Origin of the sequence: Kitasatospora sp. NPDC004615 (assembly GCF_042873545.1) — a bacterium.
Taxonomy (GTDB): Bacteria; Actinomycetota; Actinomycetes; order Streptomycetales; family Streptomycetaceae; genus Kitasatospora.
The window spans coordinates 1093202-1118270 of sequence record NZ_JBIALQ010000001.1 but is presented as its reverse complement, the minus strand read 5'-3'; the positions used below and the strand labels follow the sequence as shown (position 1 = coordinate 1118270).

23 protein-coding genes are annotated in these 25069 nt (G+C 71.8%); 16 read left to right on the top strand and 7 right to left on the bottom strand.

The features are described from left to right. Positions 1-4: 4 nt before the first annotated feature. A complete protein-coding gene (locus ACFYS8_RS05070; protein WP_387635880.1) occupies positions 5-1699 on the bottom strand; it encodes an ABC transporter family substrate-binding protein in 1695 nt (564 codons plus the stop codon). 396 nt (positions 1700-2095) lie between these two features. On the opposite strand from ACFYS8_RS05070, the gene ACFYS8_RS05065 reads away from it, so the two are divergent. The 4 genes from ACFYS8_RS05065 (at position 2096) to ACFYS8_RS05050 (ending at position 7027) form a co-directional block, all read left to right on the top strand. After that, positions 2096-3082, top strand: coding sequence for an ABC transporter permease (locus tag ACFYS8_RS05065; RefSeq protein WP_387635877.1), 987 nt, complete (start codon positions 2096-2098; stop codon positions 3080-3082). 154 nt (positions 3083-3236) lie between these two features. Further along, positions 3237-4211 (top strand): ABC transporter permease, encoded by a 975-nt coding sequence (locus tag ACFYS8_RS05060; protein WP_387635874.1) that lies wholly within the window; start codon positions 3237-3239, stop codon positions 4209-4211. Next, positions 4208-6394: a dipeptide ABC transporter ATP-binding protein gene (locus ACFYS8_RS05055; protein WP_387635872.1), complete on the top strand. Its 2187-nt coding sequence runs from the start codon at positions 4208-4210 to the stop codon at positions 6392-6394. The genes ACFYS8_RS05060 and ACFYS8_RS05055 overlap by 4 nt, the downstream gene beginning before the upstream one ends. Positions 6395-6583: 189 nt before the next feature. Continuing rightward, positions 6584-7027 (top strand): rhodanese-like domain-containing protein, encoded by a 444-nt coding sequence (locus ACFYS8_RS05050; protein ID WP_387635870.1) that lies wholly within the window; start codon positions 6584-6586, stop codon positions 7025-7027. A gap of 25 nt (positions 7028-7052) precedes the next feature. On the opposite strand, the gene ACFYS8_RS05045 is transcribed toward ACFYS8_RS05050, so the two are convergent. Both ACFYS8_RS05045 and ACFYS8_RS05040 read right to left on the bottom strand, forming a co-directional pair. Continuing rightward, positions 7053-7976, bottom strand: coding sequence for a GNAT family N-acetyltransferase (locus tag ACFYS8_RS05045; RefSeq protein ID WP_387635867.1), 924 nt, complete (start codon positions 7974-7976; stop codon positions 7053-7055). Continuing rightward, entirely contained in the window at positions 7963-9372 is a 1410-nt protein-coding gene (locus ACFYS8_RS05040) for a KamA family radical SAM protein (RefSeq protein ID WP_387635865.1), read from the bottom strand. The genes ACFYS8_RS05045 and ACFYS8_RS05040 overlap by 14 nt, the downstream gene beginning before the upstream one ends. 514 nt (positions 9373-9886) lie before the next feature. Here ACFYS8_RS05040 and ACFYS8_RS05035 point away from each other — a divergent pair. The 7 genes from ACFYS8_RS05035 to ACFYS8_RS05005 all read left to right on the top strand — a co-directional run bounded on the left by ACFYS8_RS05035 (position 9887) and on the right by ACFYS8_RS05005 (position 17836). Beyond that, positions 9887-11341: a DinB family protein gene (locus ACFYS8_RS05035; protein WP_387635863.1), complete on the top strand. Its 1455-nt coding sequence runs from the start codon at positions 9887-9889 to the stop codon at positions 11339-11341. Between the two features lie 92 nt (positions 11342-11433). Continuing rightward, positions 11434-12696, top strand: a complete 1263-nt coding sequence (locus ACFYS8_RS05030) for a SidA/IucD/PvdA family monooxygenase (protein ID WP_387635860.1) — start codon at positions 11434-11436, stop codon at positions 12694-12696. A gap of 29 nt (positions 12697-12725) precedes the next feature. Continuing rightward, a complete protein-coding gene (locus ACFYS8_RS05025; protein WP_387635857.1) occupies positions 12726-13895 on the top strand; it encodes an aminotransferase class V-fold PLP-dependent enzyme in 1170 nt (389 codons plus the stop codon). 89 nt (positions 13896-13984) lie between these two features. Next, positions 13985-14635: a hypothetical protein gene (locus ACFYS8_RS05020; protein ID WP_387635855.1), complete on the top strand. Its 651-nt coding sequence runs from the start codon at positions 13985-13987 to the stop codon at positions 14633-14635. Positions 14636-14782: 147 nt separating this feature from the next. Next, the gene (locus ACFYS8_RS05015; protein ID WP_387635852.1) at positions 14783-15985 is read left to right on the top strand and encodes an MFS transporter; all 1203 of its coding nucleotides are present in this window, start codon (positions 14783-14785) and stop codon (positions 15983-15985) included. After that, positions 15982-17184 (top strand): ATP-grasp domain-containing protein, encoded by a 1203-nt coding sequence (locus ACFYS8_RS05010; protein ID WP_387635850.1) that lies wholly within the window; start codon positions 15982-15984, stop codon positions 17182-17184. Before ACFYS8_RS05015 ends, ACFYS8_RS05010 begins: the two co-directional genes overlap by 4 nt. Positions 17185-17362: 178 nt before the next feature. Beyond that, the gene (locus ACFYS8_RS05005; RefSeq protein WP_387635848.1) at positions 17363-17836 is read left to right on the top strand and encodes an Imm1 family immunity protein; all 474 of its coding nucleotides are present in this window, start codon (positions 17363-17365) and stop codon (positions 17834-17836) included. A 24-nt stretch (positions 17837-17860) separates the two neighbouring features. Here the strand turns inward: ACFYS8_RS05005 and ACFYS8_RS05000 are convergent, their stop codons facing one another. Both ACFYS8_RS05000 and ACFYS8_RS04995 read right to left on the bottom strand, forming a co-directional pair. Further along, on the bottom strand, positions 17861-18382 hold the full coding sequence (locus ACFYS8_RS05000; protein ID WP_387635845.1) for a GNAT family N-acetyltransferase: 522 nt from the start codon (positions 18380-18382) through the stop codon (positions 17861-17863). A gap of 41 nt (positions 18383-18423) precedes the next feature. Continuing rightward, a complete protein-coding gene (locus ACFYS8_RS04995) occupies positions 18424-18750 on the bottom strand; it encodes a putative quinol monooxygenase (RefSeq protein ID WP_387635843.1) in 327 nt (108 codons plus the stop codon). 121 nt (positions 18751-18871) lie between these two features. Here ACFYS8_RS04995 and ACFYS8_RS04990 point away from each other — a divergent pair, with 121 nt between their 5' ends. Then, positions 18872-19072, top strand: coding sequence for a hypothetical protein (locus tag ACFYS8_RS04990; RefSeq protein WP_387635840.1), 201 nt, complete (start codon positions 18872-18874; stop codon positions 19070-19072). A gap of 10 nt (positions 19073-19082) precedes the next feature. On the opposite strand, the gene ACFYS8_RS04985 is transcribed toward ACFYS8_RS04990, so the two are convergent. Beyond that, positions 19083-20084: an oxidoreductase gene (locus ACFYS8_RS04985; protein WP_387635837.1), complete on the bottom strand. Its 1002-nt coding sequence runs from the start codon at positions 20082-20084 to the stop codon at positions 19083-19085. Between the two features lie 55 nt (positions 20085-20139). On the opposite strand from ACFYS8_RS04985, the gene ACFYS8_RS04980 reads away from it, so the two are divergent. Beyond that, positions 20140-20562 carry a MerR family transcriptional regulator gene (locus ACFYS8_RS04980; RefSeq protein ID WP_387635835.1) on the top strand — a complete coding sequence of 141 codons (423 nt, stop codon included), beginning with the start codon at positions 20140-20142 and terminating at the stop codon, positions 20560-20562. 271 nt (positions 20563-20833) lie between these two features. Here ACFYS8_RS04980 and ACFYS8_RS04975 read toward each other — a convergent pair whose 3' ends face one another. Further along, entirely contained in the window at positions 20834-21916 is a 1083-nt protein-coding gene (locus ACFYS8_RS04975) for a PRC and DUF2382 domain-containing protein (RefSeq protein WP_387635832.1), read from the bottom strand. Positions 21917-22127: 211 nt separating this feature from the next. Here ACFYS8_RS04975 and ACFYS8_RS04970 point away from each other — a divergent pair, with 211 nt between their 5' ends. From ACFYS8_RS04970 to ACFYS8_RS04960, 3 genes are read left to right on the top strand one after another with little or no spacing between them, the layout of a single operon-like run. After that, positions 22128-22505: a hypothetical protein gene (locus ACFYS8_RS04970; protein ID WP_387635830.1), complete on the top strand. Its 378-nt coding sequence runs from the start codon at positions 22128-22130 to the stop codon at positions 22503-22505. Between the two features lie 30 nt (positions 22506-22535). Continuing rightward, entirely contained in the window at positions 22536-23435 is a 900-nt protein-coding gene (locus ACFYS8_RS04965) for an ABC transporter ATP-binding protein (RefSeq protein ID WP_387635827.1), read from the top strand. Then, the gene (locus ACFYS8_RS04960) at positions 23432-24991 is read left to right on the top strand and encodes a hypothetical protein (RefSeq protein WP_387635824.1); all 1560 of its coding nucleotides are present in this window, start codon (positions 23432-23434) and stop codon (positions 24989-24991) included. The genes ACFYS8_RS04965 and ACFYS8_RS04960 overlap by 4 nt, the downstream gene beginning before the upstream one ends. Positions 24992-25069 lie beyond the last annotated feature (78 nt).

The window sequence follows — 25069 nt, the reverse complement described above, 5'->3', positions numbered from 1 at the left end:
GGTGCTACTTCTGCCAGCCGACCGAGGTGATCACGGTGTCGGCGAGGCTGCCGGCGCCGTAGTTGGCCAGGCCCTTGCGGACGGCGACGATGCTGGGGCGCTGGTAGAGCTCGACGGTGTGGGCGAGCTCCCAGATCTTCACGTCGGCCTGGTTGTAGAGCTCGTCGGCCTTCGCGGGGTCGAGGGTGGCGGCGGCGGTGCGCAGCAGGTTGTCGATCTCGGGGGTGCTCAGCTTGGAGTAGTTGCCGAACACGTTGTCGCCCTGCGGGGCACGGTAGAGCGGCACCGTCTTGGAGAGCGGGAAGGAGTTCGTGTTGCGCCAGCTGGCCAGGTCGAACTTGCCCTGGTCGATGTACTTGGAGAAGTACTCCTTGCTGGGCACCTTGTCGACGGTGACCTTGACGCCGACCTGCTGGAGCATGTTCTGGGTGGCGGCCGCCAGGTCGATCTGGGCCTGGTTGGAGGCGTCGTTCAGCACGTAGTGGAGCTCCAACGGCTGTCCGTCCTTGCTGCGGGTGCCGCCGGAGTCCTTCCAACCCGCCTCGTCCAGCCACTTCTTGGCGGTCGTCGGGTCGTACGTCACCCAGTCGCCGGCGTTGGCCTTGTACCCGTTCTGGTTGGTCATGAACAGGTGGCTGTCGAGCGGTTTGAACTCCACCGGGACGCCCTTGTTGGCGACCTTGATCAGCGCGGTGCGGTCCAGTGCCTTGCCGAGCGCCTGACGGACCTTCTGGTCGGCGAGCACGCCGTTGCCGCCGAAGGAGATGTGCACCTCGTCCCACGGAGTGCCGGTCCGGATCACCGAGTCCTTGGCGTCCTTGAGCTGGCCGTAGGAGGCGGCGGCGCCCGCGGACGCGAAGTCGATCTCGTTGTTGAGGTAGGCCTGGGTGATCGCGGCGGCGTCGAGGACCCGGAAGGTGATCCGGTCGAGCTTCGGCTTCGGACCCCACCAGCGGGGGTTGGGGGTCAGCGTGATGGTCTGCGCGGTCTTGTCGGCGTTGGCGAGCACGAACGGGCCGCCGAAGACCGGGACCTTCTCGATCCAGCCCTCGTTGAAGGCCTGCGGGGTGGAGAGCCCGGAGGCGGGCAGCAGCGGGCTGAACAGGCTCTGCCAGTCGGCGTACGGCTGCGAGAAGGTCACCTTGACCTCGCTCGCGTCGGCACCCTGCTCGACGCCGGAGATCTGCTCGTAGCCGGAGGAGTCGGCCAGGTTGTACGCCTGGTCCTTGCCGTTGGAGGCCTTCCAGACCGCCTCGAAGTCCTTGTAGCTCAGAGCCGTTCCGTCGGACCAGACCGCCTTCGGGTTGAGCTTGTACGTCACCACCTGCGGCGAGGTGGAGGTGACCTGCGCGGAGACCAGGTACTCGGGGACGGGGTGGTAGACGCCCTTGGCGTCGGAGCGGAAGAGCTTGGCCTCCACGTAGCCCATGATCTCCACCGCGTCGCCGTAGTTGCCGTCGACCTGGTACGGATTCCACTGGGTGATCCACTGCTGGAGCGGTTCGCGCAGCTCGCCGCCGTCTCTGACGTTCTCCAGCGGCTGCGGGTTGTTGTCCTCGGCGTCCACGGTCGGTGCCACGGTCTTGGCGACGTCGCCCCCCGAGCCGCTCTGGCTGCTGCAGGCGCTCGCGGCCAGGAGCGCGGCGAGGGCGGCGGCGACGGCGCGGCCGATTCGGCGGGTGGCGGGCGATGTGTCCATCGGCGGAGTCCTCGGGGTCTCGGAGGCGTGCGGAGGCGTGCGGAGGGTTTTGGCGAGTCTTCGGGCGTCGTCAGGTGTGGCGATGCTTGATCGTGGGCAGCCAACTCGATGCCGGCGGGCCGAACGTAACAGCCCATCAGCCGCCCCCACCAGGGTGATGCGCGGAACTGATCGAAACGAAACGGAGCGAAACACCGCCGCAACACCCCGTCCGTACCCGTCTGATCAGCTGTGACCAGCGGGTTCGCCGGAACGGGCGAACCGCCGACACGATCGACCCTGGACGGGCCGGTCGCGCGTGGCGTACAACTGCTGCGCGAATGTGCGCCAAAGTCCGTACTAGCGAAGGCAAATGACCATGTTCAGCAGGTGTGCGAACCAGGCCGGAGGTGCGCCGTGACGGGCTACCTGGCCAGGCGGCTCGGCTACTACGTCGTCCTGCTGACCGCCGCGGTGTTCCTGGCCTACGCGCTGACCGGCACCGCGCTCGGCCCGCGCGCCTACTTCGAGGCCAAGCAGCCGCGCCCCTCCGCCGCCTCCGTCGACCGGCAGCTGACCGCGCTCAACCTCAACGACCACACCCCCGTGGTCGAACGCTTCGCCACCTGGGCGGACGGCGTCCTGCTGCACGCCGACCTCGGCCGCACCATCCACGACACCTCCGTCAACGACGAGTTCGGCCGCCGGATCTGGGTCTCACTGCGGCTGCTGCTCGTCGGCAGCGTCCTCGGCATGCTGCTCGGCGTGGCCGCCGGCGCATGGAGCGCGGTCCGGCAGTACCGGCTCTCCGACCGGGCACTCACCGTGCTGTCCTTCGTGCTGCTCTCCACCCCGGTGTTCCTGCTCGCCCTGCTGCTCAAGAACGGCGCCATCGCCGCCAAGAACGCGGCCGGCCACGACGTCATCCCGTTCACCGGCTACGAGACACCCAACCTCTCCGGCGGCCTCGGCACCCACCTCGCCGACTGGGGCCTGCACCTGCTGCTGCCCACCCTCTCGCTCGCCCTCGGCGGCCTCGCCACCTACAGCCGCTACCAGCGCTCCACCATGCTCGACGTCCTCGGCGCCGACTACCTGCGCACCGCCGAAGCCAAGGGACTCACCCGCACCCGCGCCCTGCTCAAGCACGGCCTGCGCACCGCGATCATCCCGATGACCACGATGTTCGCCTACGCCTTCCTCGGCCTGTTCACCGGCGCCGCCTTCACCGAAACCATCTTCGGCTGGCACGGCATGGGCGAGTGGTTCATCCAGGCCGTCAACGAACAGGACGTCAACTCCGTCGTCGCCGTCAACCTCTTCGCCGCCGTCGTCGTCCTCGCCGCCGGCTTCCTCGCCGACGCGCTGCACGCTGCGCTCGACCCCCGAGTGAGGACGGCATGAGCGGGATGCGAAACCAGAGGAAGCACAACCAGGGGCGCTGGGGGTACCCCCAGCGAAGCGAGGTGGCGGAACTGCGCGACGCGGGCTGGTGGCTCACCCATGGCCACACGACGCAGAAGGCTGCGCCCTGCGGGCGTGTCCGAGGGAGGGCTGCATGAGCGCCGAGCTGGTGGAACAGACTGTCGCGGCGCAGACCGATCAGCGGGTGCCCGCAGGCCGCCTCCGGCTTGCCACCCGGCGACTGGCAGGCTCCCGCGGAGCGGTTCTCGGCCTGGTGGTCATGGTGCTGCTCTTCCTGCTGGCCTTCCTCGGCCCGTACCTCACCCCCTGGGACTACTCCACCCCCGACTACACCGCGCTGCGCCAACCCCCGTCCCCGCAGCACTGGTTCGGGACGAACGGTCTCGGCCAGGACGTGTTCGCGCAGACCGTCCGCGGGCTCCAGAAGTCGCTGGTGATCGGCCTGCTGGTGGCTGTGCTCTCCACCGGCCTGGCCTCGCTCGTCGGCGCCTGCGCGGGGTACTTCGGCGGCTGGACGGACCGGCTGCTGACCTTCCTGGTCGATCTGATGCTGATCTTCCCGGCGTTCCTGGTGATCGCGGTGATCTCGCCCCGACTGCGCGGCAGCGGCTGGATCGCGTTCGTGCTGCTGCTCGCGGTCTTCAACTGGATGATCACCGCCCGGGTGATCCGTTCGATGACGCGGTCCCTGCGGGAGCGCGAATTCGTGGTCGCCGCACGGTTCATGGGCGTCGGGCCGTTCCGGATCATCTGGCGGCACATCCTGCCGAACGTCTCCTCGTTCCTGATCATCGACGCCACGATCACCGTCGGCGGCGCCGTGATGAGCGAGGCCGCGCTCTCCTACTTCGGGTTCGGTGTGCGCCCGCCCGACGTCTCGCTCGGCACCCTGCTGGCGGCCGGTGCCAGTGACGCCCCCGTCTTCCCCTGGCTGTTCTACTTCGCGGCCGGCCTGCTGGTGCTGTTCGTGCTCGCCGTCAACCTGGTCGGCGACGGCCTGCGCGACGCCCTCGACCCCACCGCCGCGGCCGGACGCAGGCCCTCCCGCCGTGCACAGGGCCGAAAGAACCGAAAGACCGCCACCCCCTCGCGTCGGAGCACCCCTTGACCACCCCGCTGCTCGCCGTCCGCAACCTCACCGTCGACTTCGGGGACCACCCGGCGGTCCGCGGCGTCGATCTCGACCTGCGTCGCGGGGAGACTCTCGGCCTGGTCGGCGAGTCCGGCTCCGGCAAGTCCGTCACCGCGCTCGCCGTGCTCGGCCTGCTGCCCGGCACCGCCCGGATCGGCGGATCGGTCCAGCTTGACGGCCGCGAACTGGTCGGCCTGCCCGCCCGGCAGCTGGCGGAGATCCGCGGCCGGCGGATCGCCATGGTCTTCCAGGACCCGCTGTCCGCGTTCACCCCGGTCTACCGGATCGGCGACCAGATCGCCGAGGCGGTCAGGGTTCACCAGGCCGTCGGCAAGGCCGCCGCCCGCAAGCGCGCCGCCGACCTGCTCGACCTGGTCGGCATCCCCGACCCGGCCCGCGCCCTGGACGCCTTCCCGCACGAGTTCTCCGGCGGCATGCGGCAGCGCGCGATGATCGCCATGGCGGTCGCCAACGACCCGGACATCCTGCTCGCCGACGAACCCACCACCGCCCTCGACGTCACCATCCAGGCCCAGGTGCTGGACGTGCTGCGCACCGCTCAGCGGGAGACCGGCGCCGCTCTCGTCCTGGTCAGCCACGATCTGGGCGTGATCGCGGGCAGCGCCGACCGGGTCGCCGTCATGTACGCCGGACGGATCGTCGAAACCGCCCCCGTGGACGAGCTGTTCACTGCACCACGCCACCCCTACACACTCGGCCTGATCGGCGCCGTCCCCCGCCTCGACGGTCGCGGCGGACCGCTGGTGCCGATCCCCGGCCGCCCGCCTGCCGCCGGTGAACTGCGCGGCGCCGGCTGCCCGTTCGCCGACCGCTGCCCGCTGGTCGAGGATCGCTGCCGCACCGCCGAACCGCAACTCGTCGACGACACAGGCCACTTGGCCGGCGGACGTCCGGCCGGTGGCAGCGCGCACCCGGCTGCCGAGACGCAACCTGCCGGTGCCGATGGCCGTGAGGCCGTCGAACCAGCACCGGCCGACGACGGCCGGGTGGCATCCGAGCCGCAACCCGCCGACTTCGGCGTGCACTTGGCCGCGTGCGTGCGCGCAGCGCATCTCGCCGCCACCCGGCCCGCCCCCGCCGAGGTCTACCCCGTCCCCGCGGTGCCCGCCGCCGAGGCCCGGCCGCGCGAGGAACGCGAGAGCGTGCTGGCCGTCACCGGCCTCACCCGCAGCTTCCCCCGCTACCGCGGCAGCCTGCTGCGCCGCCGGATCGGCGAGACCTTCGCCGTGGACGGCGTCGACCTCGACATCAGGCGCGGCGAAACCCTCGGCCTGGTCGGCGAGTCCGGCTCCGGCAAGTCCACCACCCTGTACGAGGTCCTCAAGCTGGCCGCCCCGCAGGGCGGGCGGATCGAGCTGCTCGGCCAGGACACCGCCCAGCTCGACCGGGCCACCGCGCACCGGCTGCGCTCCCGTGTCCAGATCGTCTTCCAGGACCCGGCGGCCTCCCTCGACCCGCGGATGCCGGTCGGCGACGTGATCGCCGAACCGCTGCTCGCCCAGCGCACCCCCGCCGGGGACGCTCGCCGCCGGATCCCCGAACTGCTGCGCCAGGTCGGCCTGGACCCGGCACACGCCGACCGCTACCCGCACGAGTTCTCCGGCGGCCAGCGCCAGCGGATCTCCATCGCCCGCGCCCTCGCCGTCCGCCCCGACCTGCTGGTCCTCGACGAGCCGGTCTCCGCGCTCGACGTCTCCGTGCAGGCCGGAGTGCTCAACCTGCTCCAGCAGCTGAAGGCCGAACTCGGCCTCGCCTACCTGTTCGTCTCCCACGACCTGTCCGTGGTGCGGCACTTGGCCGACCGGGTCAGCGTCATGTACCTCGGCCGCACGGTGGAGACCGGCACCGTGGAGCGGGTCTTCGCCGCGCCCCGCCACCCCTACACCCGCGCCCTGCTCGCCGCCGTCCCGCTGCCCGACCCGGCCGCCGAACGCGCCCGCCCCCGGCTGCTGCTGGCCGGCGACCCGCCGTCGCCCGCCGAACGCCACCTCGGCTGCCCGTTCCGCGCCCGCTGCCCCGTCCACGCCGCGCTCGCCCCCGAGCAGCGCACCCGCTGCGCCACCGAGCAGCCGGTCGCCGTCCCCGCCGCCCCCGGCGTGGACCACGCGGCCGCCTGCCACTTCCCGGACGGCGCCTGACAGGACGGGGCCTGACGGGTCGACGCCTGACGGATCGACGCCTGACGGCCGGGGCCTGACAGCTCGTCGGTCGGTGAATTCCGCCGAGTCGAATTGGCGGATTCGGCTTTCGAGAATGCTTGCGGCACTCGGGGCCCGGATCATAGGCTGTTCGACACCGACGCCATTTCGTTGAAAAGGGGTGTTCCCGTGTCCGACCGGCACGAGCTCTTCCAGTTCCTCACGGCCGACAGCAAGGTGAACGGGGTTCCGGCGACGAACTACCTCTCGACCACCTATTTCCTGGCGAAACTCGCCTCCGAGTGCGACCCGTCGGACGTGGAGCACGACATTTCGCACAAGGTGCCGGGCGTCCGGGTGGTGGACACCCGCAGTGCCGAGTCCTACCGGGAGGCGCACATCCCGGGCGCGCTGAACCTGCCGCACCGGGATCTCGGGCCGGAGCACGTGACCGGCCTGGACCGCGAAGTCACCTACGTGACCTACGGGTTCGGGCCGGACTGCAACGCCGGGACGAAGGGCGCGGCGAAGCTCGCGGTGCTCGGGTTCAAGGCCAAGGAGATGATCGGCGGCTTCGAGTACTGGAAGCGCGACGGGTTCCCGGTGGAGTCCGGGAACCCGTCGGACAGCTGAACCGCAATTAATTCTGGAGCCTCGTTCACCGGGAAGGTGTGCGGGGCTCCACGCCTTCCAGGAAATCGGCCCGGAATTTCGCCGCCCGGGAAATGTCCTCGGTGAGGAAATAGGCGCGCAGCCGGCGGTCGTCGGCGGGCAGTTCGGGCGGATATCCGAGAATCAGGCCGGGGTCGTTCAGGGCGGAGAAATTCAGTACCAGGTCGGCCTCGTCGCAGCCGGTCGGGTCGCCGAAGTCCTGCGAGGGCACCGCCCGGAAGCCCATCTTCACCTTGAAGGCGAACAGCCCGACCTGGGTGAGGTGCCCGTACAGGTTGGGCTCGTCGCCGAGGGTGGCGTAACGGAGGCCCTTGGCCCTGGCGGTGCGCATCGCGGTGAAGTAGAGGGCGCGCGACAGGCTCGCCTCCCGGCGCCAGTACTCGGTGACGGCGGAGAACCGGACCCGGATCGCCGAGACGTCCGGGCACTCGGCGACCAGGCAGCCGCCGACCAGTTCCTCGCCCTCGAAGGCGAACACCCCGAAGTACTTCTGCGGGCCGTGCAGCACGGCCTCCCGATGGCGCTTGGCGTAGGGCACGCCGAACTGCATCTGGGAGACCCGCTGCTCGTAGAGGGCGAGGAAGCGGTCCAGGGTGTCGGCGTCGACCTGGTCCTGGACCTCCTCGCGCAGGACGGCGGCGCGGCGGCGGGCGCGCAGGATGTCGCGGCGGGGGTTGGCCTCCAGCCGGGCCAGGAAGTGGTCCTCGTCGGGGCCGAGTTCGGCGAGCCAGGTCAGCATCTCGGGCTTGACCACGAAGCCGGCCGCCCGCAGGGCGTCGATCCGGTCGGCGGGCGGCCGGAGCATCCGGACCACGTCGATGTGGCGATCGCTCGATGTCCAGGGCCGGGCGTCGAGTTCGTCGGGGTCGATCAGGGCGACGGACAGTCCGTGCTCGTCAATGAGCTTCATGCGGCGTCTTCTTCCACCACTCCTGGCCCTCCGGCGGAAGGCTCGGGATCGGGTCGTAGTAGGGGTGGGCGCGGCCGCCGGCCGCCGGGTCGGCGGCTTCCAGCGGGGTGAGGTAGTTCTTCGTCCAGTAGGAGATGCCGCGTTGGCGGTCGTAGGAGTCGACCTGGTCGACCCAGCGCTTGCCGACGAACGGGACGTCGCAGACGATCCGCGGGGTGGCGAAGCCGGGGAGGTAGCCCATCATGCCGCGCTGGAGCGCCTGCGCCTCCCACAGCGCGACCCGCCAGTGCTCGCTGTTGGGGATCATGTCGCAGAGGTAGAAGTAGTACGGCATGATGCCGGCGCCGTCGAGCAGCCCGAAGCTGAGGTCGAGCAGCGCCTCCACCGAGTCGTTGACGCCGCGCATCAGCACGCCCTGGTTGCGGACGTCGCGCACCCCGGCCTCGAACAGCGCGGTGGCGGCGCGGGCGACCGAAGTCGTCACCGACTGGGCGGCGTTGGCGTGGGTGTGCACGGCGATCTGCACGCCCTGCCGGCGGGCGCGGGCGCAGACCGTGGCGAGGCCGTCCAGGACCTCCTTCTGCAGCCAGTGCTGGGGGAGGCCGACCAGGCCCTTGGTGGCGAGCCGGATGTCGCGGATGTTGGGGATGTCGAGCAGCGCGGTGAGGAAGGACTCCAGGCGCGGCCAGGGCAGGTTGGCGAGGTCGCCGCCGGAGACCACCACGTCGCGGATGCTCGGGTGGGTGCGCAGGAATTCCAGCATCCGGCCGAGCCGGTCGGCGGGGCGCAGGTCGAAGCGGTGCTTGGTGAACTGCGGGGTCGGGTTGCCGACGAGGTCCATCCGGGTGCAGTGGCCGCAATACTGCGGACAGGTGGGTACCAGCTCGGCCAGCACCTTGGTGGGGTAGCGGTGCGTCAATCCTTCGACCGCCCACATCTCGCTCTCGTGCAGCGAGTCCCGGGTGGCGAACGGGTGGGAGGGCCAGCGCGGGTCGCGGTCGGAGAACACCGGGATCATGTAGCGCCGCACCGGGTCGGCGTACAGCGCGTCCAGGAAGCCGGCCTCGCCGGGCGCGAGGTGCGGCACCATCGTGTTCAGCAGCTGCGGGGTGACCAGCATCGACATGGTGGCGCGCTGCTGCTGGTCGCGCACCAGGTCGGCGAGAAAGGAATCGCCGATTCCGGGTCCGAGGACGGCGCCCAGTTGGCGCGCGCTTTTGACGCAGTTGGCGCGTTGCCACTGCGCGGAATCCCATTCGTCGGCGGTGACCTGCGACCAGCCGGGGAATCTCCTCCATTCCGGCTCGACCGGCTCGCGGAATCGGTAGGAATACGGCTGGACGGGTGTTGTCGCCGGGTTGTTGGTCGATGGGCCTGCATTGAGATGGATCGTCATACCGCCCCCGCTTTCAGTCGCCCCGGGGCCATGGTCCTGCGACGGAAAAGGTCGCAGAAATACGCCTCCGGCCATGCCGGGTCGAGTGAGGAGAAAAACAGAGAAGACTGCGGAAAGGAGTGTCGGAACGCCTGTGGAGGGTGATCGCGGCGCCGGGCCGGCCGCTCGGTGCCGTCGCCCCGGCACACACCCGCCAACTGTTCTAACCCAGGTCGGGGCGCCGATCAAGGACCTTCGCGGCACTGTTCCGGTATGGGTGGAGCTTTCACTGTTGGGCCGCCTGGGGCGGCTACCGACCGATCGGTCGGGAGTGTCCGTTTTTGCCCGGTAGGGATTCGGTAAAAACCGCAGGTCAGTTTACTGGGCGCAACATCAACGCAACAATATTACCTTTGAACGCTTGACAGTGGACACGCCGAGCGGGGTAGGTTCATGATCGTGGCAGGGGGAGCCATGGCACGAATCCGCTGCCCTCCAGCCACTTCCGCCAAAAGCGCAAGGATTGGGTCCTACGTTGGCAGTTAAGTGGGCAGACCAGCACGACTTCCAGGCGCTTCTCAAGCGCTCCGAGATCGAGGACAAGCCGGTCCTCCTGGACCTCCACTCACCCGACTGTTCCGGCTGCGGAAATCATGACCGCAGCATTTACTCCGACCCGGAAATCGCCCGGGACATCATGGAGTACACGCTCCCCGTCCGGGTGGTCACCACCGACCCGGACCGGGCCAGCACCGACATCATCAACAACCACATCTTCATCTGGTCGCCGACCGTGCAGCTGCTCGCGCCGGACCAGACCCGCTACCACGAGTGGAACGGCGCCCCGCGCCGCACCCGCCTGTCGGTCGGCTACCAGACGGTGTTCCACGACACCCCGGGACACCTGACCGCCGACAGCTTCAAGGCCCAGCTGCTGGTCGGCCGGGCCAAGGCCGCGCTGCGCAAGCAGAAGTACGGCGAGGCGATCCGGCTGTTCGACGAGGCCACCGCCCGCTTCCCGCAGGACAAGGTCACCGTCGAGGAGGCCGCCCGCTGGCGCAAGGTCGCGCAGAGCGGCGGCACCATCGAGACCTCCTGGTCCCGCCACAGCCAGGTCACCACCTCGCCGCTGGCGGCCGCCGTCGAGCGCTTCGCGCAGACCGTCGCGGTGCTGCCCGACAGCGTCCTGATGAAGGACTGGATCGGCAAGCCCGGCCCCGGCGACTGGCAGTGGTACTCCGACTGCCTGCGCGAGGTCGTCCTGCAGGCCTACCAGGAGCTGTGCGACTTCGCGGTCGTCGCGGAGCGCGAACGTGCCAAGAACGGGCCGGAGTTCAACGACACCCACCGGCTGCTCGGCCAGCACCGCTTCGCCTACCGCGAGTTCCAGTCGCTGTTCGTCGGCGTCCCGGACGCGCTGCTCGACACCACCCCGCTGCGCTCCGAGCGCTCCATCCGCGAGAACCTCGCCCACGTGGTGATGGCCGAGTGGTGGGCCTACCGGCCGCAGATCCTGCACGCGCTGGACCGCGGCCGCAACGGCCTGCCGCCGGAGGTGGTGCCGGCCACCGACACCGTCGCCGAGCACGGCGAGCCGCTCGGCAGCCACGAGAGCCTGCACGAGCTGCTCGCGCTCTACGAGCGCCTGCACCTGCGCAACACGCAGGACTACTCGGAGATCACCGAGAAGGAGCTCGGCATCCGCTCCGCCTGGTGGGAGCTCGGCCCGGTCGAGCTGCGGTTCCGCCTCAAGCGGTACATCTGGCACCCGCGTGACCACGCCGTCTCGATCGACAAGATCCTCGACGCGGCCGGCCACCGGCACACCGCCAACCACCGCTTCGCGTCCCGGCTGTTCAGCGGCCTGGGCACCGCCGAGGCCGCGCTGATCGGCGCCGACGGCTTCATGGCCGACCGGGTCGCCACCCTCGCGGCCACCATCAACGAGCGGGCCGACGAAGCGGCGCGCCTGCTCGGCCAGGTCTCCTGACCTCTCGCACCACCCAGGGCCGGTTCCGCGCCCCCCGCCGGGCGCGGGGCCGGCCCCCCGACCGTGCCGTCACCGAGGAAGGACCGACAACCGTGACCGTGGCAGACGTTGACGTGGAGATCCTCGGCATCGGGGCCGGCCCGGCCAACCTGGCGCTGGCCGTCGCCCTCGAGGAACTCGCCCCCGACCTCGCCCGCCGCACCCTGCTGGTCGAGCAGAACAGCCACACCGTGTGGCAGAGCGGCCTGCTCATCCCCTGGGCGCAGAGCCAGGTCTCCTTCCTCAAGGACCTCGCCACCCTGCGCAACCCGCGCTCCCGCTACACCTTCGTCAACTACCTGCACCAGAGCGGCCGGCTGGACGACTTCATGAGCCTCGGCTCGTTCACGCCCTACCGCAGCGAGATCTCCGACTACCTGCGCTGGGTCGCCGAGGGCCTGGAGCACGTCGCCGTCCACCACCACCGCCGCGCCGTCCGCATCGACCCCGTCCGCGACCCGCAGGGCGCCCTGCGGCGCTGGGACGTGGCGTTCGCCGACGGCAGCACCGTGCGGGCCCGGCACCTGGTGCTGGCCGGCGGCCGCGACCCGCGGATCCCCGAGGTGTTCCGCGACCTGCCCGCCGAACGCGTGGTGCACAGCAGCGTCTACTCCGAGCGGATCGCCGCCCTGCCGCGCGACATCCCGCAGCGGATCGCGGTGATCGGCGGCGCGCAGAGCGCCGTCGAAATGGTGCAGGCCGTCCGGGACGACCTGCCGGGCTGCACCCCGGTGCTGGTGGTCCGCGGCCTCGCCCTCACCCCGTACGTCACCTCCAAGTTCACCAGCCGCTTCTACTCGCCCGCCGCGTCCCGCGAGTTCCACGACCTCGACGAGCCGGCCCGCGCCCTGGTGCTCGCCGAGATGGCCCGCAGCAACTACGCGGGCGTCACCCCCGAACTGCTCGACAGCCTCTACCACCAGCAGTACCGCGACCGGCTGGAGGGCAAGGACGGACTGCGCATCCTCACCGCCACCGAAGTGGTCGCGGCCACCGCCGACCAGGACGGCGTGGTCCTGACCCTGCACGACCGGCTCACCGGCGAGAACACCGAACTCGCCTGCGACCGCGTCCTGCTGGGCACCGGCTACGAACCAGGCATGCCCGCCGCCGTACGTGGGGTAGGAGAAGCGCTGGGGCTGCCCGAACTCACGGTGCAGCGCCGCTACCGGGTCCGCACGGCGGAGGGCGACCACGCCCGCCTCTACCTGCAGGGTGTCAACGAAGCCACCCACGGGATCGCCGACTCGCTGCTCAGCACCATGGCGAACCGGGCCGGCGACATCGTCGCCGACCTTCAGGACGAAGGGGTCTGACCACCCCCGCCCGAAAGGGAGTTGGCACCATGGACATCACGCACCTGCGGGCACGGACGCCCGGCTGCACCGAAACCGCCTTCTTCGACAACGCGGGCGCCGCGCTGCGCACCGAACACGTCACCAACACCGTCATCGACCACCTGACGCTGGAGAGCCGCCTCGGCGGCTACGCCGCGGCCGAGCAGGAGGACGACCGGGTCGAGGCGGTGTACACCTCGGTGGCCCGGCTGCTGAACGCCCGGCCCGAGGAGATCGCCCTGGTGGACAGCGCCACCCGGGCCTGGGACATGGCGTTCTACTCCATCGCGTTCCGCCCCGGCGACCGCATCCTCACCTCGCGCAGCGAATACCCGTCCAACGGCCTGGGGTACCTGCAGGCCAAGCAGCGCTTCGGCGTCTCCGTCGAACCGATCCCCGACGACAAGCACGGCCAGGTCGACCTCGACGCGCTCGCCGAGATGCTCGACCAGGGCGGCGTCCGGCTGGTCGCCGTCAACCACGTGCCGACCTACAACGGCCTGGTCCAGCCCGCCGCCGAGATCGGCGCACTGGCCCGCCGGGCCGGCGCGCTCTACCTGCTGGACGCCTGCCAGTCCGCCGGCCAACTCCCGCTCGACGTACGGGAGATCGGCTGCCACCTGCTGTCCGCCGCCGGCCGCAAGTACCTGCGCGGCCCGCGCGGCACCGGCTTCCTGTACGTCGACCGCGAGGTGGTCACCACCCTGGAGCCGCCGGTGCTCGACCTGCGCGCCGCCACCTGGACCGGCCCCGACAGCTACCAGATCCGCCCCGACGCCCGCCGCTTCGAGAGCTGGGAACGCGGCGTCGCCGACCTGCTCGGCCTCGGCGCGGCCGTGGACGAGGCCCTCGAGCTCGGGATCGGTCCGATCCGCGAACGCATCGACGCCCTCGCCGAACAACTGCGCGCCGGGCTCTCCGCCCTCGACGGCGTCCGGGTGCACGACCGCGGGCAGGTCCGCAGCGGCCTCGTCACCTTCACCAAGGACGGCCGCGACACCCAGCACCTGGTGGACGGCCTGCGCGCCGCCGGAGTGATCACCCTGCTCTCCCGGCCGTCCGCCGCCAAGTTCGACACCCACCCGGAGAAGCCCACCGAGGTGGTCCGCGCCTCCGTGCACTACTACAACACCGACGCCGAAATCGGCCGCCTGCTCGACGGCGTCGCGCAGCTGTGACACCAGGAACCGACCGCGGCACCGGCGCACCACTTGGCGCACCACCCGGCGACCGCACGCGCACCCGCACCGAGGCCAGGCAGCAAGGCATGACGTACCGGTTCTTCACCGTCGACGACACCCGCTCCGGCGAAGGCCCGGCGGCGGCCTCGCTGCTCACCAGCACCGCGATCGGCGTGTTCCGCACCGACCCGAGGCGGCTGATGGAACGGCACTTCGACATCCACCTCGCCGCCTCGCCCTGGGGCACCCGGGAGGTGATCTTCCGGCTGCCCGGGGGCGGCGTCCCGCCGGACCTCGCCCAGCAGTACGGCGCCGAGGCGTGGACGGTCGGCGAACACTGCCTGGTCGCGTTCCGCACCGACTTCGCCGGCCGCGGCGCCAGGGCCGACCACCCGCTGGAGCGGCTGGCCGGCGTCCGGGCGGGCCTGGCGGCCGGCGACCACCGGGCGCTGTACCTCGGCTGGCTCGCCCTGCTGGGCAACCCCGAGCAGTACGGGCCGGACGAACTGCGGGAACTGGCCGAGGAGTTCGAGCCACCCGTGCCCGCCCGGCTGGCGGAGCCCGACGCCGGACTGCGGCTGCTCTCCGAGATCCTCTGCGTGGACACCCGGCTGCTGCGCGCCGCCACCCGCCCGGCCCCCGGCCCGACCCGCCCCGCCGCCGTCCGCGCCCGCACGGTCGCGGCGCTGCTGCGCGCCGCCGCCGCCCAGGGCCTCGCCCGCCGGGAGGCCGGCTGACCGCGACGCGCCCAGACACCACGCCCCATCCCCGGCCGGGCGCCCGCCACTCGCGGCAGCGCCCGGCCACCGCACGAGAAGGGATTCGCGGATGCCCCCGGCCGGCCTCTTCGAACGCTCCGTCATACCCACCGGGCGGTCCGCCCGGTGAAATCGTTCTGGCTCCTCACCGGCGCCTCCGCGGTCTCGACGATGGGGAACACCTTCCTCTACGTCGCCGTCCCGCTGGCGCTGCTCCAGTCCACCGGCTCCCCGCTGCTCGCGGTGCTGAGCGTCGCCGCGCAGAACCTCCCGTATCTGCTGGCGCCGCTGCTCGGCCCGTTCATCGACCGCTACGACCGGCGGGTGCTGTTCGCCCTTGGCGAGGTCGTCCAGGGCCTCGCGGTCGCCGCCATCCCGCTGGCGCTGTGGCACTCGCTGACCTGGGCGGTGTTCCTGGCGCTGTTCGTGATCGGCCTGGCCAACGTGGTCTCCGACGTGGCCGGCGACTACGGCCTGATCCCGCTGCTGGTGCCCGCCGAGCGGCTCGACCGCGCGTCCGCCCAGTTCACCGCCCTGCTGCTGGCCGCCCGCTTCGTCGGCCCCGCGCTGGCCGGCCTGATCATCGCCGGCCTCGGCTCCACCTGGGCGCTCGAACTCGACGCCGTCACCTTCCTGTTGACGGCGCTCACCACCCTCGGCATGCCCTACGCCCGGCAGGAGCCCACCGAGTCCTCGCTGGTCGCCATGCTCCGCGAGGGCGTCGCGTTCTTCCGCTCGCGCGCCGACCTGCGCCGGCTGACACTCGTCACCGCGCTGTACAACGTCGGCGCCGGCGCCCTCGAATCGACACTGATCACCGTCGGCCGCAGCGACTGGGAATGGTCGGCGCGCACCCTCGGCATCGCCATGTCGATCGCCGCGGTGGCCGCCGCGATCGGCGCCTGGCTCGCCCCGCGGGTGCTGATCGGCGACGACCGCAAACGCCAACTCGCGATCTGCCTCGGCGTGTGCGGCATCGGCACCCTCGGCCTGCTCACCCCGTGGCCGGTCGTGATGGTCGGCGGGTTCGCGGTGCTCTGCCTCGGCGAGGGCGGCATCAACGCCGCCGTCATGGGCTACCGGCAGCAGGCCATCCCCGACCACCTGTCCGGCCGCGTCAACGCGGTGATCCGCACCTTCGTCACCGGAGCCGTCCCGGCGTCCTCGCTGGTACTCGGCCTCACCATCTCGCTCGGCAGCTCCGCCCTGGTGTTCGCCCCCGTCACCCTCGCCGTCGGCGCCGCCTTCCTGCTCTGGACGACGATGCGCCAACCCGGGCCGCCCGAACCGACCTTGACGCCCGTCATCGAAGAGAGGATCGCACAGTGAAGAGGGTTCTCCTCGTCAACACCAGCGGCGACGTCGCGGCCCGCCGGCTCCAGGACCGCACCGACCTCCAGCTGTCCGTCATCACCAGCCCCAACTACCGCGGCTTCTACCGCGACGACACCGACGTCACCTACGTCGACAACGTCGAGGACCTCACCCAGGTCCGGCTTGCCGCACTGGAGATCCGCCGCCGCAACGCCTTCGAGCACGTGGTCTCGCCCTCCGAGTACAGCCTGCAGGCCGCCGGGTACGTCCGCTCCTACTTCGGCATCCCCGGCGTCGGCTACGAGACCGCCAACGCCTTCTCCAACAAGTACGTGATGAAGCAGCGCCTGCACGCCGCCGGCCTGCCCGTCGCCCGGTTCCGGCTGCTCGGCTCGTTCGACGACGCCGCCGAAGCCGCCCGTGAACTCGGCTGGCCCGTCGTGGTCAAGCCCGCCCTCGGCGGCGGCAGCGAGGACATCTTCGCCGTCCACAGCGCCGAACACCTCGCCGAACTGGCCACCTCCGAACGGACGTTGTCGCTGCGCACCTCGCCCTACCCCATGATCGCCGAGGAGTTCGTCGACATCGCCACCGAATACCACTGCGACGGCATGGTGGTGGACGGCGAGGTCCGGTTCGCCTCCGTCGCCAAGTACTTCACCCCGCTGCTCCAGGCCGTCGGCGACCTGGTCGGCTCCTACACGGTGCCCGTCGACGACCCCGTCGCCAAGGAGATCCGCGACCTGCACGACGCGGCCGTCGCCGCCCTCGGCCTCACCGGCGGCGTCACCCACCTCGAGGTGTTCCAGACCTCCACCGGCTTCCTGATCGGCGAGGTCTCCTGCCGCCCGGGCGGCGGCGGCATCGCCGACCTGGTCGCCCACCACCACGGCATCGACCCGTGGCACGTCCTGATCGAAACCGCCCTCGGCGAATCCCCGGCCGTCGACGCCCACACCATGGACGGCTGCTCCGCCGTCTACTTCCTGCCCCGCCCCCAGGGCACCATCGTCGAACTGTCCACCGAGGCCGAACTCCGCGCCCTCCCCGGCGTCACCCACGTAGAGATCCGCGCCCGAATCGGCGAGCTCGAGACCGGCGCCATGCACTCCGCCACCCAGACCGGCTTCGTCCTGCTGAACGCCCCCACCGAGACGGAGGTCGCCGAACACGTAGCCGCCCTGACCCGCGCCTACCGGATCCGCACCGAATAGACGACTGCTGAGCGGATTGTCGGTGGGCCGGGCAAGAATCGCCGGCGGCTCGACGAATCGTCACACCCCGCCCTGCCGTCGGCAGCGCGGGGGCTCAGGATCGGATGTCCACAGTGCACCTCAGCATGCCCGCCGCCGCGCGGCGCTCCCCTGCGGCACCGGCAGGGAGCGGCCGGCCGTGATTCTGGAGATCTGGTACGACCGAGAGGCCAGGCGCCCTGCCGACGCGGAGGAGACCGAGACCATGGTCGCCGAGGCCCTCCGCGCGGCAGCCGGGAGCCAGGCAGCGTTCTGCTTCCGCGAACCGGGAGCCGAGCACCGCAGCGCCGAGCTCTGTGTGACGGTCGACGAAGCAGGCGAATACGGAGCCCTGTCGTGGCTGAACGTCGGCCACAAGGGCGGAATCCACGACTGGCTCTGGCTCTCCGACAACCCCCACCCCTCGGGCGCCGAGCCGGCGTTGGTCGCGGACGACCACACCGGCGCGCAATTCGATCCCGCCAGCGTCCTGCCGATGCCGCTGATCGCCGCGGCGGTCCACGAGTACTGCCGCGGGGGCACCGGCGAACGCCCGCCCTCCGTCGACTGGGTCACCGGCGAGTACAACGGATACCGCAACGACGACGGCAAGGGCGGCATCCCCGAGGACTGAACCGCCCCCGTCCCCGGTCTGCTCTCAGCCCGCCCCGGCCGCCCGTTCGGCGATCGCCGGGGCGGGCCAGGCGTACTCGTAGCCGGGGCGCCGGAAGCCGGGGAAGTCCACCTCGCGGTGGGCGACGGGCGTGCCGCCGTGGCGTTCGTAGAAGGCGATGGCCCGGGTGTTGTCGGCCAGTACCTCCAGGTAGAGGCTCTGGCCCGGGTGCCGGTGCAGCATTCGGCCGAAGACGTGGGTGAGCAGGCGGTGTCCGACCCCGGAGCCGATCAGTCCGGCCCGGACGTGCAGGTTGTCGAGCAGGACCCGGCCGTCCGGCTCCGGCACCAGGTAGGCGAAACCGGCGAGCACCGGCCCGTCCTCCGCCAGCGCCAAGTGGCCGTCTTCGCCGCTCAATCTCCGTTCCCAGAGGGCGAGTTGCTCGGCGGCCAGCGGCCCGGCCAGGTATTCGGCGGGCATCAGTGCCGCGTACGCGTGCTGCCAGCTCGACGTGTGGAGCCGGGCGATCTCGCCGGCGTCCCGGGCGCCCCCGGCGCGAATCCTCATCGTCCGGATCATACCGACGGCGCCCGATGCGGACCGGGTGGTCAGCCGCGCGGCTGGACCTCGGCCATCTGGGACCAGCCGTTGCCGGGGACCTTCATGTTGACGATCTCGGGGATGGTGGCGACCGCGCCGGACATCTTGTCCATGGCGTCCTTGAAGTGCGCGGAGTTGACGTGCTGCGAGCCGGCCTCGTCGTCGGCGAAGGCCTCGAGCAGGACGAACTGGTGCGGGTTGTCGACGCTGCGCGACCACTCGAAGAACAGGTTGCCGGGCTCGTTGCGGGTGGCGGCCGTGAAGTCGGCGACCAGGTCCAGCCACTTGTCGCTCTGCTCGGGGCGGACGGTGAACTTCACCGCGATGAAGATCATGAGGGTCTCCTTCGTTCGTTTTCGGACCCCGGGAACGGGCCCCGGAAAATCGTTCGTGCGAACTCCAACGATCCCCCACCTGCGGTGTCACGCGCGCACCGGGGTCAACCCCAGGGTTGCCGTGCCGCTGTCGGCGGGCCTGTGGCTGGCGGCGGGGTTCGCGGCCAGGGTGAGCGTCGAGGTGGCGCCGGCGCAGCCGCTGATCGGGACGGGCACGGTGTGGCTGTTCGCCAACCGCGTGATGTCCGAACTCGGCCTCGCCAGCCGCGCCCAGGCCGTCGTGGTGGCCTACGAGAGCGGGCTGGTGACCCCCGGCACCTGAGCGGGCGGCGTCAGCCGGGGATCGGTGCTGCGCCGGTCGCGGCGAGGGAGAGTTCCCACAGGCGGGCGGCCGCAGCGGGGTCGATGGCGTGGGTGTGGACGCCGCCGTCGTCCATCGGTGTTCCGGGGGAGACGGCGACGGCGACCTCGCAGTCCTCCAGGTACAGGCCGCCGTGCCCGGCGAGGAGTGGGGAGGTGGCGGCCCACAGGCCGGTGGCGGCGCCCTGCGAGGGTGTCTTGAATCCGGCGCCGATCACCGTGCCCTGCTCGTCGATCCAGCCGCGGTCGATCTGCTCGCGGAGCGTCATCTCCCGCTGCAGGCCGGTGATGATCTTTCCCGGGTGGAGCGCGAAGGCCCGGACGCCGTCCCCGCGTCCGAGCGCGTCGAGGTGCACGGCGAACAGCGCGTTGGCGGTCTTGGCCTGGCCGTACGCCAGCCACTTGTCGTAGCCGGTGCCGAAGTGCGGGTCGCGCCAACGGAATTCGGTCAGGGCGTGGCCCGCCGAACTGTTCACCACCACGCGCGCGCCGCCCGCCGCGGCGAGTCGGGGGTAGAGCGCGCAGGCCAGCGCGAAGTGCCCGAAGTGGTTGACGGCCAACTGGCTCTCCCAGCCGGGCCCGACCCGCCGCTCGGGCGTGGCCATCACCCCGGCGACGGCCATCAGCAGGTCGATCCGCGGCAGCAGACCGGCGATCCGGGAAGCGGCGGCCCGCACGCTGCCGAGGTCGGCCAGGTCCATCGGGACCACCTCGCAGCCCGCCACCCCCGCGAGCGCGGCGCGGGCGATCCCGGGGCGGCGAGCGGGGACGACGACCCGGGCCCCGGCGGCGGCCAGCGCCCGCGCGGTCTCCAGGCCGAGCCCGGAGGAGCCGCCGGTGACGACGGCGTTCGTGCCGGACAGGTCGAGTCCGGCCAGCACGTCCCGGGCGGTACTGGCGGCGGAGAAGGGCGAGCCGACCAGCCGCTGATCGGCGACGGGCACAGCAGTTCGGGTGGTGTCGGAGCTGGTCATGGCGAGGACGCTACGAGCTGGAGCGCGGTCCAGCTCAAGTCCTACGCTGTGGTCCATGACAGCCACCGGGACCCCCGCAGAGCCGCTGGGCATCGGCGAGGTCGCCGAACGGACCGGGCTCAGCATCGACACGCTGCGCTTCTACGAGCGCGAACACCTGCTGGTCGGACCGGTCGGACGCACCGCCGGTGGCCGGCGGAGGTACAGCACGTTCGACGTCGAGTGGCTGCTGATCTGCGTCAAACTCCGGGAATCCGGAATGCCGTTGGCCGAACTCAGGCGCTTCGCCGAGCTGGTGCGCTCCGGCCCCGGCAACGAAGCGGAGCGCCTCGACCTGCTCGAAGCGCACCGGCAGCGCGTCGACGCCCGGATCCGGGAACTCGAGGAGTGCCGCGCCGTCATCTCCTGGAAGGTCGGCGTCTACGCTGAACACCTCGCCCGCGGCAAGGCCGGCGGCCTCTGGGACCCGACCGCCTGACACCCGTCCGGCCGCGCTGCAACCGGCGCGGTAGCGGGCGGAGCGACATCGACCCCAGGTGTGACGCCCCGTCATGGACCGGCTGGCTACGGTGCCCTACCGGCGGTCGGTGGCGCACGCACCGTGCCGCCCGGACGGATCGGCGAAGAAGGCTACGGGGGCGCTCGCAGCCCGGGACCAACTCGGTCGACTTCTACAGCGTGTCCTACTGACCCGCCCGGGGCCGCGAGCGACCGTTCAGGCCGGTCGCTCGCGGCCCCGGAGCGACCCCTCAGCGGCCGGCCCGGCCGCCCTTGTCCTCGCCGGACATCCGCCGGGTGGCCGTCTCGTCGGGCAGTTCGGCCTCGATGCGTTCCTTGCGGACCTCACCTGTGACGGTCTGCTGCTCGACGCGCTCCTCGGTCACCAGCCGCACCCGCTCGACCGGCACGGCCTCGGTGTGCACGATCGGGCGCTCCGCGTGCAGGACGACGTCGTACTCGGCCTCGGCGATCGGTTCGCGGGACATCGCCGCGGTCCGGTTCGCCTCGGTGATCGGCTCGCGCTCGATCCGGACCTCCTCGTGCCGGATCGGTACGGTCTGCCGCTCCTCCTCGGTGACGACGTACTTGCGCAGTCGGGCGCGTCCGGTCTCATACCGCTCGACGCCGACGTGCAGCCGCTCCTCGGAGAGGGTCATCACGTCGTCCCGCCCCGCCCGGCCGCGCATCCGCTCCTCGGACCGGGCCATCGTCTCGTCCCGCGCCGTCCGGGCCTCGGTGGTCCGGGCGTCGGCCCTGCCCCCGGTCGCCGCCACGCCCGTGGCCGCGGCGCCGGTGGTGCCCGTCCCGGTGGTGGCGGTGACCCGGGTGCCGGACATGTCGGAGGCGCGGGTGGGGGACTCCCGGCCGGCGCTCGGCATGGTCGGCCTGGTCGCCGCCGTCGTGTTCTCGTCCGTGCGGGCCCGCTCGGACCTGCCCGTGGTGGCCGCGCTCCCGCTGTCCCGGTGCGCCCAGCCGCCCTCGCCGGGCTCGTTGGCGGCCTTCCAGGCGTCGTCCCACTCGATGCCGTAGTGGCTGAACAGCCGGCGCTCCTCCTGCTCGGACAGGTGGCCGCCGCGGTCGACGTCCACGTTCGGGGCGTCCTTGACCTTGTCCTTGCCGTACGGGACCTGGAGGTGGTCCCCGACCATCTCGGCGTCGCGGATCGGCACGAAGGACTGGTTGGACCCGAACCGCCCGGTCTTGATGCTGACCCACTCCGGCCGGCCGGTGGCGTCGTCGAGGAAAAGGTGGTCCGCGGTGCCGATTCTGTTGCCGTCGGCGTCGTGCACGGGGTGGTGCAGGACGGAGCGGATCTGTTCTTCGGTGATCATGAATTCACGCCTCCTTCACATATCCAGCGTCAGGGCGGATGGTCCAACGGCGCGAGTCCAAACCCCGGCAGAACGGTCCGCAACACGACGGACGCGAACGGTGACGCACGAATGCCGGAAGGCCGCGAATATCTGCCGAACGGCAGATGGCGGCCGCGCCCGGATCGGCGAGGCTCGGCACCGTACCCGACCGAACCGCCCGGAGGAACCGGTGAACCGACGCCCGAAGACTCTCCTGCTCGCTCTCGCGGTGGCCGCCCTGCTGCCGCTGACCGCCTGCGCCGACGCCTCCGAGGCCAAGCCCGAGGAACACGCCTTCGAGTTCACCGGCACCACCCTGGACGTCAAGGCGCACGGCAACCCAACCGACCTGATCCCCGCCGACCGCACCGACGTCAAGGTCACCCGCTGGTTCGACACCGGCGCCCAGGTCGGCAGCAAGAAGCTCAGCTGGACGCTGGAGGACGGCACCCTCGACCTGCACGCCGGCTGCACCGGACTGGCCGACTGCGAAGCCAGGTTCCGCGTCGAGGTGCCCCGCAACGTCGCCGTCACCCGCGACGGCAAGCCCACCGACCTCAAGGGCTGACAGCGCCCCGCGAACCACGGAGACCCACCCATGACCGACCTGACCATCGAACTCGCCGGCATCGGCAAGGAGTACCGCGGCGGCAAACGCGCCCTGGACAGCCTCACGCTGACCCTGCGCCCCGGACTCACCGGCCTGCTCGGCCCGAACGGCGCCGGCAAGTCCTCGCTGATGCGGATCCTGGCCACCGTCACCCGCCCCACCCGTGGCCACTACCGCTACCGGGGCGCCGACGCACTCGCCCAGCCCGACCGGGTGCGCCGCGAACTCGGCTACCTGCCACAGGACTTCGGCGTCTACCCCAATCTGACGGCGCGCGAGTTCCTCGGCTACCTGGCCGCCGCCAAGGGCCTGTCCGCGCGCTCCGCCCGCACCCGGATCGGCCAGCTGATCGAACTGGTCAACCTGACCGAGGCCGTCCGCCGCCCGCTGCGCGGCTACTCCGGCGGCATGCTGCGCCGGGTCGGCATCGCCCAGGCCCTGCTCGCCGACCCCCGGGTGCTGGTGGTGGACGAGCCGACCGCCGGGCTCGACCCCGAGGAACGGGTACGGCTGCGCAACCTGCTCGGCGAACTCGCCGCCGACCGGATCGTGCTGCTGTCCACCCACATCGTCTCCGACGTCGAAGCATCCGCCGCCGACCTCGCCGTCCTCGCCCACGGCCGACTGCTGCGCCGCGGCACCCCCGACCAGCTGCTGCGCGAACTCGACGGGCAGGTCTGGGAGGCGGTGGTCGCACCCTCCGAGGTGCCCGCCGTGCAGGCCCGCCACCAGGTCGGCCGCACGGTGCGCACCACCGACGGCGTCCGCCTGCGCGTCCTGGCCGGCTACCCGCCCACCCCGGACGCCGTGCCCGCGATGCCCGACCTCGAGGACGTGTACCTGGCCGCCGTGCACGGCGCGCCCACCCGGCCGGAGGCCCTGCGATGAGCGCGCTGGCCCGGCTCGCCGCCGGAGACTTCCGCGACCGGGTGCGCCGGCCCGTGTACGCGGTGACGCTGCTCGCCGCCGTCGCGCTCGGCTACCTCGCGGTGCCCGCCGCCGACAGCCACTGGGTGATCCTCGACGTCGGCGGCAACCGGGGCGTCTACAACAGCGCCTGGGTCGGCACCGCGACCGCGCTGGCCGGCGCCCTGTGGCTGACCGTCGGCGGGTTCTGGGTGGTCCGCGGCGGCATCGCCCGGGACGCCGCCGGCCGGGTCGGCGAGATCCTCGCCGCCACCCCGCTGCGCACCGCCGGCTACCTGGCCGCGAAGTTCCTCGCCAACCTGCTGGTGCTCGGCTCGATGCTCGGCGTGCTGGCCGGCACCGCGCTGGTCCTGCAACTCGTCCGCGGCGAGGACCGCGCCGTCGACCCGCTCGCCCTGTTCGGCCCGTTCGCCGTGATCGCCCTGCCGCTGATCGCGCTGACCGCCGCGGCCGCCGTGCTGTTCGAAACGGTGCCGCTCCTGCGGGGCGGCTTCGGCAACGTGGTCTGGTTCGTGCTGTCGCTGGTGCTCGCGATCGGCGGGCAGTCGGCGAACGCCCCGCTCGGCGGGATCGGCGTGCAGCAGCTGACGCAGTCCCTCACCGGCGCCCTGAACCGGCAGCAACTCCCGGTCGGGGACGGCGAGTTCAGCCTCGGCCTGACCCAGGTGCCGCAGCCGCTGCACACCTTCGTCTGGGACGGCGTCCAGTTCACCGGCGGCTTTCTGGCGACCCGCCCGGTGATCGTCCTGTGCGCGGCCGTGCTGGCGGTGCTGCCCGCGCTGTGGTTCGGCCGCTTCGACCCGGCCCGCAACCCCGGCCGTACGTCCTCGGCACCGGTGGCCGACGAACCGGCGGTGGCCGCGCCCGCGCCGTTCGGGGCGCTGCCCACCGCGGCGCCGGTCCGGGCCGGGGCGTTCGGGCGACTGCTGGCCGGGCAGACCCGGATCCTGGTGCAGGGCGTGCCGTGGACCTGGTGGGCCGTCACCGGCGCGGTCGGCGCGGCCGCGCTCGCCGTGCCGCTGCCGATGGCCACCGGGCTGCTGCTGCCCGCGCTGTGGCTGTGGCCGGTGCTGATCTGGTCCCGGCTGGGCACCCAGCAGGTGGAGAACGGCCTGGAGGAACTGCTCGGCGCGCACCCCGCGCCCCGCCTGCGCCTGCTGGCCGAATGGGCGTCGGGCGTGCTGCTGGCGGCGGCCGCCGGCCTCGGTCCGCTGCTGCGGATGCTCGCCGCGGGCGACGCCACCGGCGCGGTGCACTGGCTGGCGGGCGCGCTGTTCGTCCCGGCGCTGGCCCTCGGGCTCGGCACGGTGGCCCGCAGCCACCGCCCGTTCCAGGCCCTGTACCTGCCGCTCTGGTACCTGCTGATCAACCACGTCGCCCCGGTCGACTTCATGGGCGCCGTCCGCGACGCCGGCCACCCGGCAGGACCGAACCCGCTGCTGGTCGCGGCCCTCGCGGCGGCCCTGCTCGGCGCGGCGTTCCTGACCGGCGCGGCCCGACGTGACGTCAAACGCTAGACCCTGGCGGGTCGGGGGCGGAACGCCGGACCCGGCGCCGGTCGTCCCGTCGGGCGGCGCAAGCCCGCCTTCGGTACG

Excerpts from the sequence above, each read along its gene's own strand:
- ACFYS8_RS05000 (WP_387635845.1), bottom strand. The coding sequence starts at position 18,382 with ATGAGGATTCGCGCCGGGGGCGCCCGGGACGCCGGCGAGATCGCCCGG.
- ACFYS8_RS05020 (WP_387635855.1), top strand. The coding sequence starts at position 13,985 with ATGACGTACCGGTTCTTCACCGTCGACGACACCCGCTCCGGCGAAGGC.
- ACFYS8_RS05040 (WP_387635865.1), bottom strand. The coding sequence starts at position 9,372 with ATGACGATCCATCTCAATGCAGGCCCATCGACCAACAACCCGGCGACA.
- ACFYS8_RS04965 (WP_387635827.1), top strand. The coding sequence starts at position 22,536 with ATGACCGACCTGACCATCGAACTCGCCGGCATCGGCAAGGAGTACCGC.
- ACFYS8_RS05045 (WP_387635867.1), bottom strand. The coding sequence starts at position 7,976 with ATGAAGCTCATTGACGAGCACGGACTGTCCGTCGCCCTGATCGACCCC.
- ACFYS8_RS04975 (WP_387635832.1), bottom strand. The coding sequence starts at position 21,916 with ATGATCACCGAAGAACAGATCCGCTCCGTCCTGCACCACCCCGTGCAC.
- ACFYS8_RS05060 (WP_387635874.1), top strand. The coding sequence starts at position 3,237 with ATGAGCGCCGAGCTGGTGGAACAGACTGTCGCGGCGCAGACCGATCAG.
- ACFYS8_RS04985 (WP_387635837.1), bottom strand. The coding sequence starts at position 20,084 with ATGACCAGCTCCGACACCACCCGAACTGCTGTGCCCGTCGCCGATCAG.
- ACFYS8_RS05025 (WP_387635857.1), top strand. The coding sequence starts at position 12,726 with ATGGACATCACGCACCTGCGGGCACGGACGCCCGGCTGCACCGAAACC.
- ACFYS8_RS04995 (WP_387635843.1), bottom strand. The coding sequence starts at position 18,750 with ATGATCTTCATCGCGGTGAAGTTCACCGTCCGCCCCGAGCAGAGCGAC.
- ACFYS8_RS04980 (WP_387635835.1), top strand. The coding sequence starts at position 20,140 with ATGACAGCCACCGGGACCCCCGCAGAGCCGCTGGGCATCGGCGAGGTC.
- ACFYS8_RS05070 (WP_387635880.1), bottom strand. The coding sequence starts at position 1,699 with ATGGACACATCGCCCGCCACCCGCCGAATCGGCCGCGCCGTCGCCGCC.
- ACFYS8_RS04960 (WP_387635824.1), top strand. The coding sequence starts at position 23,432 with ATGAGCGCGCTGGCCCGGCTCGCCGCCGGAGACTTCCGCGACCGGGTG.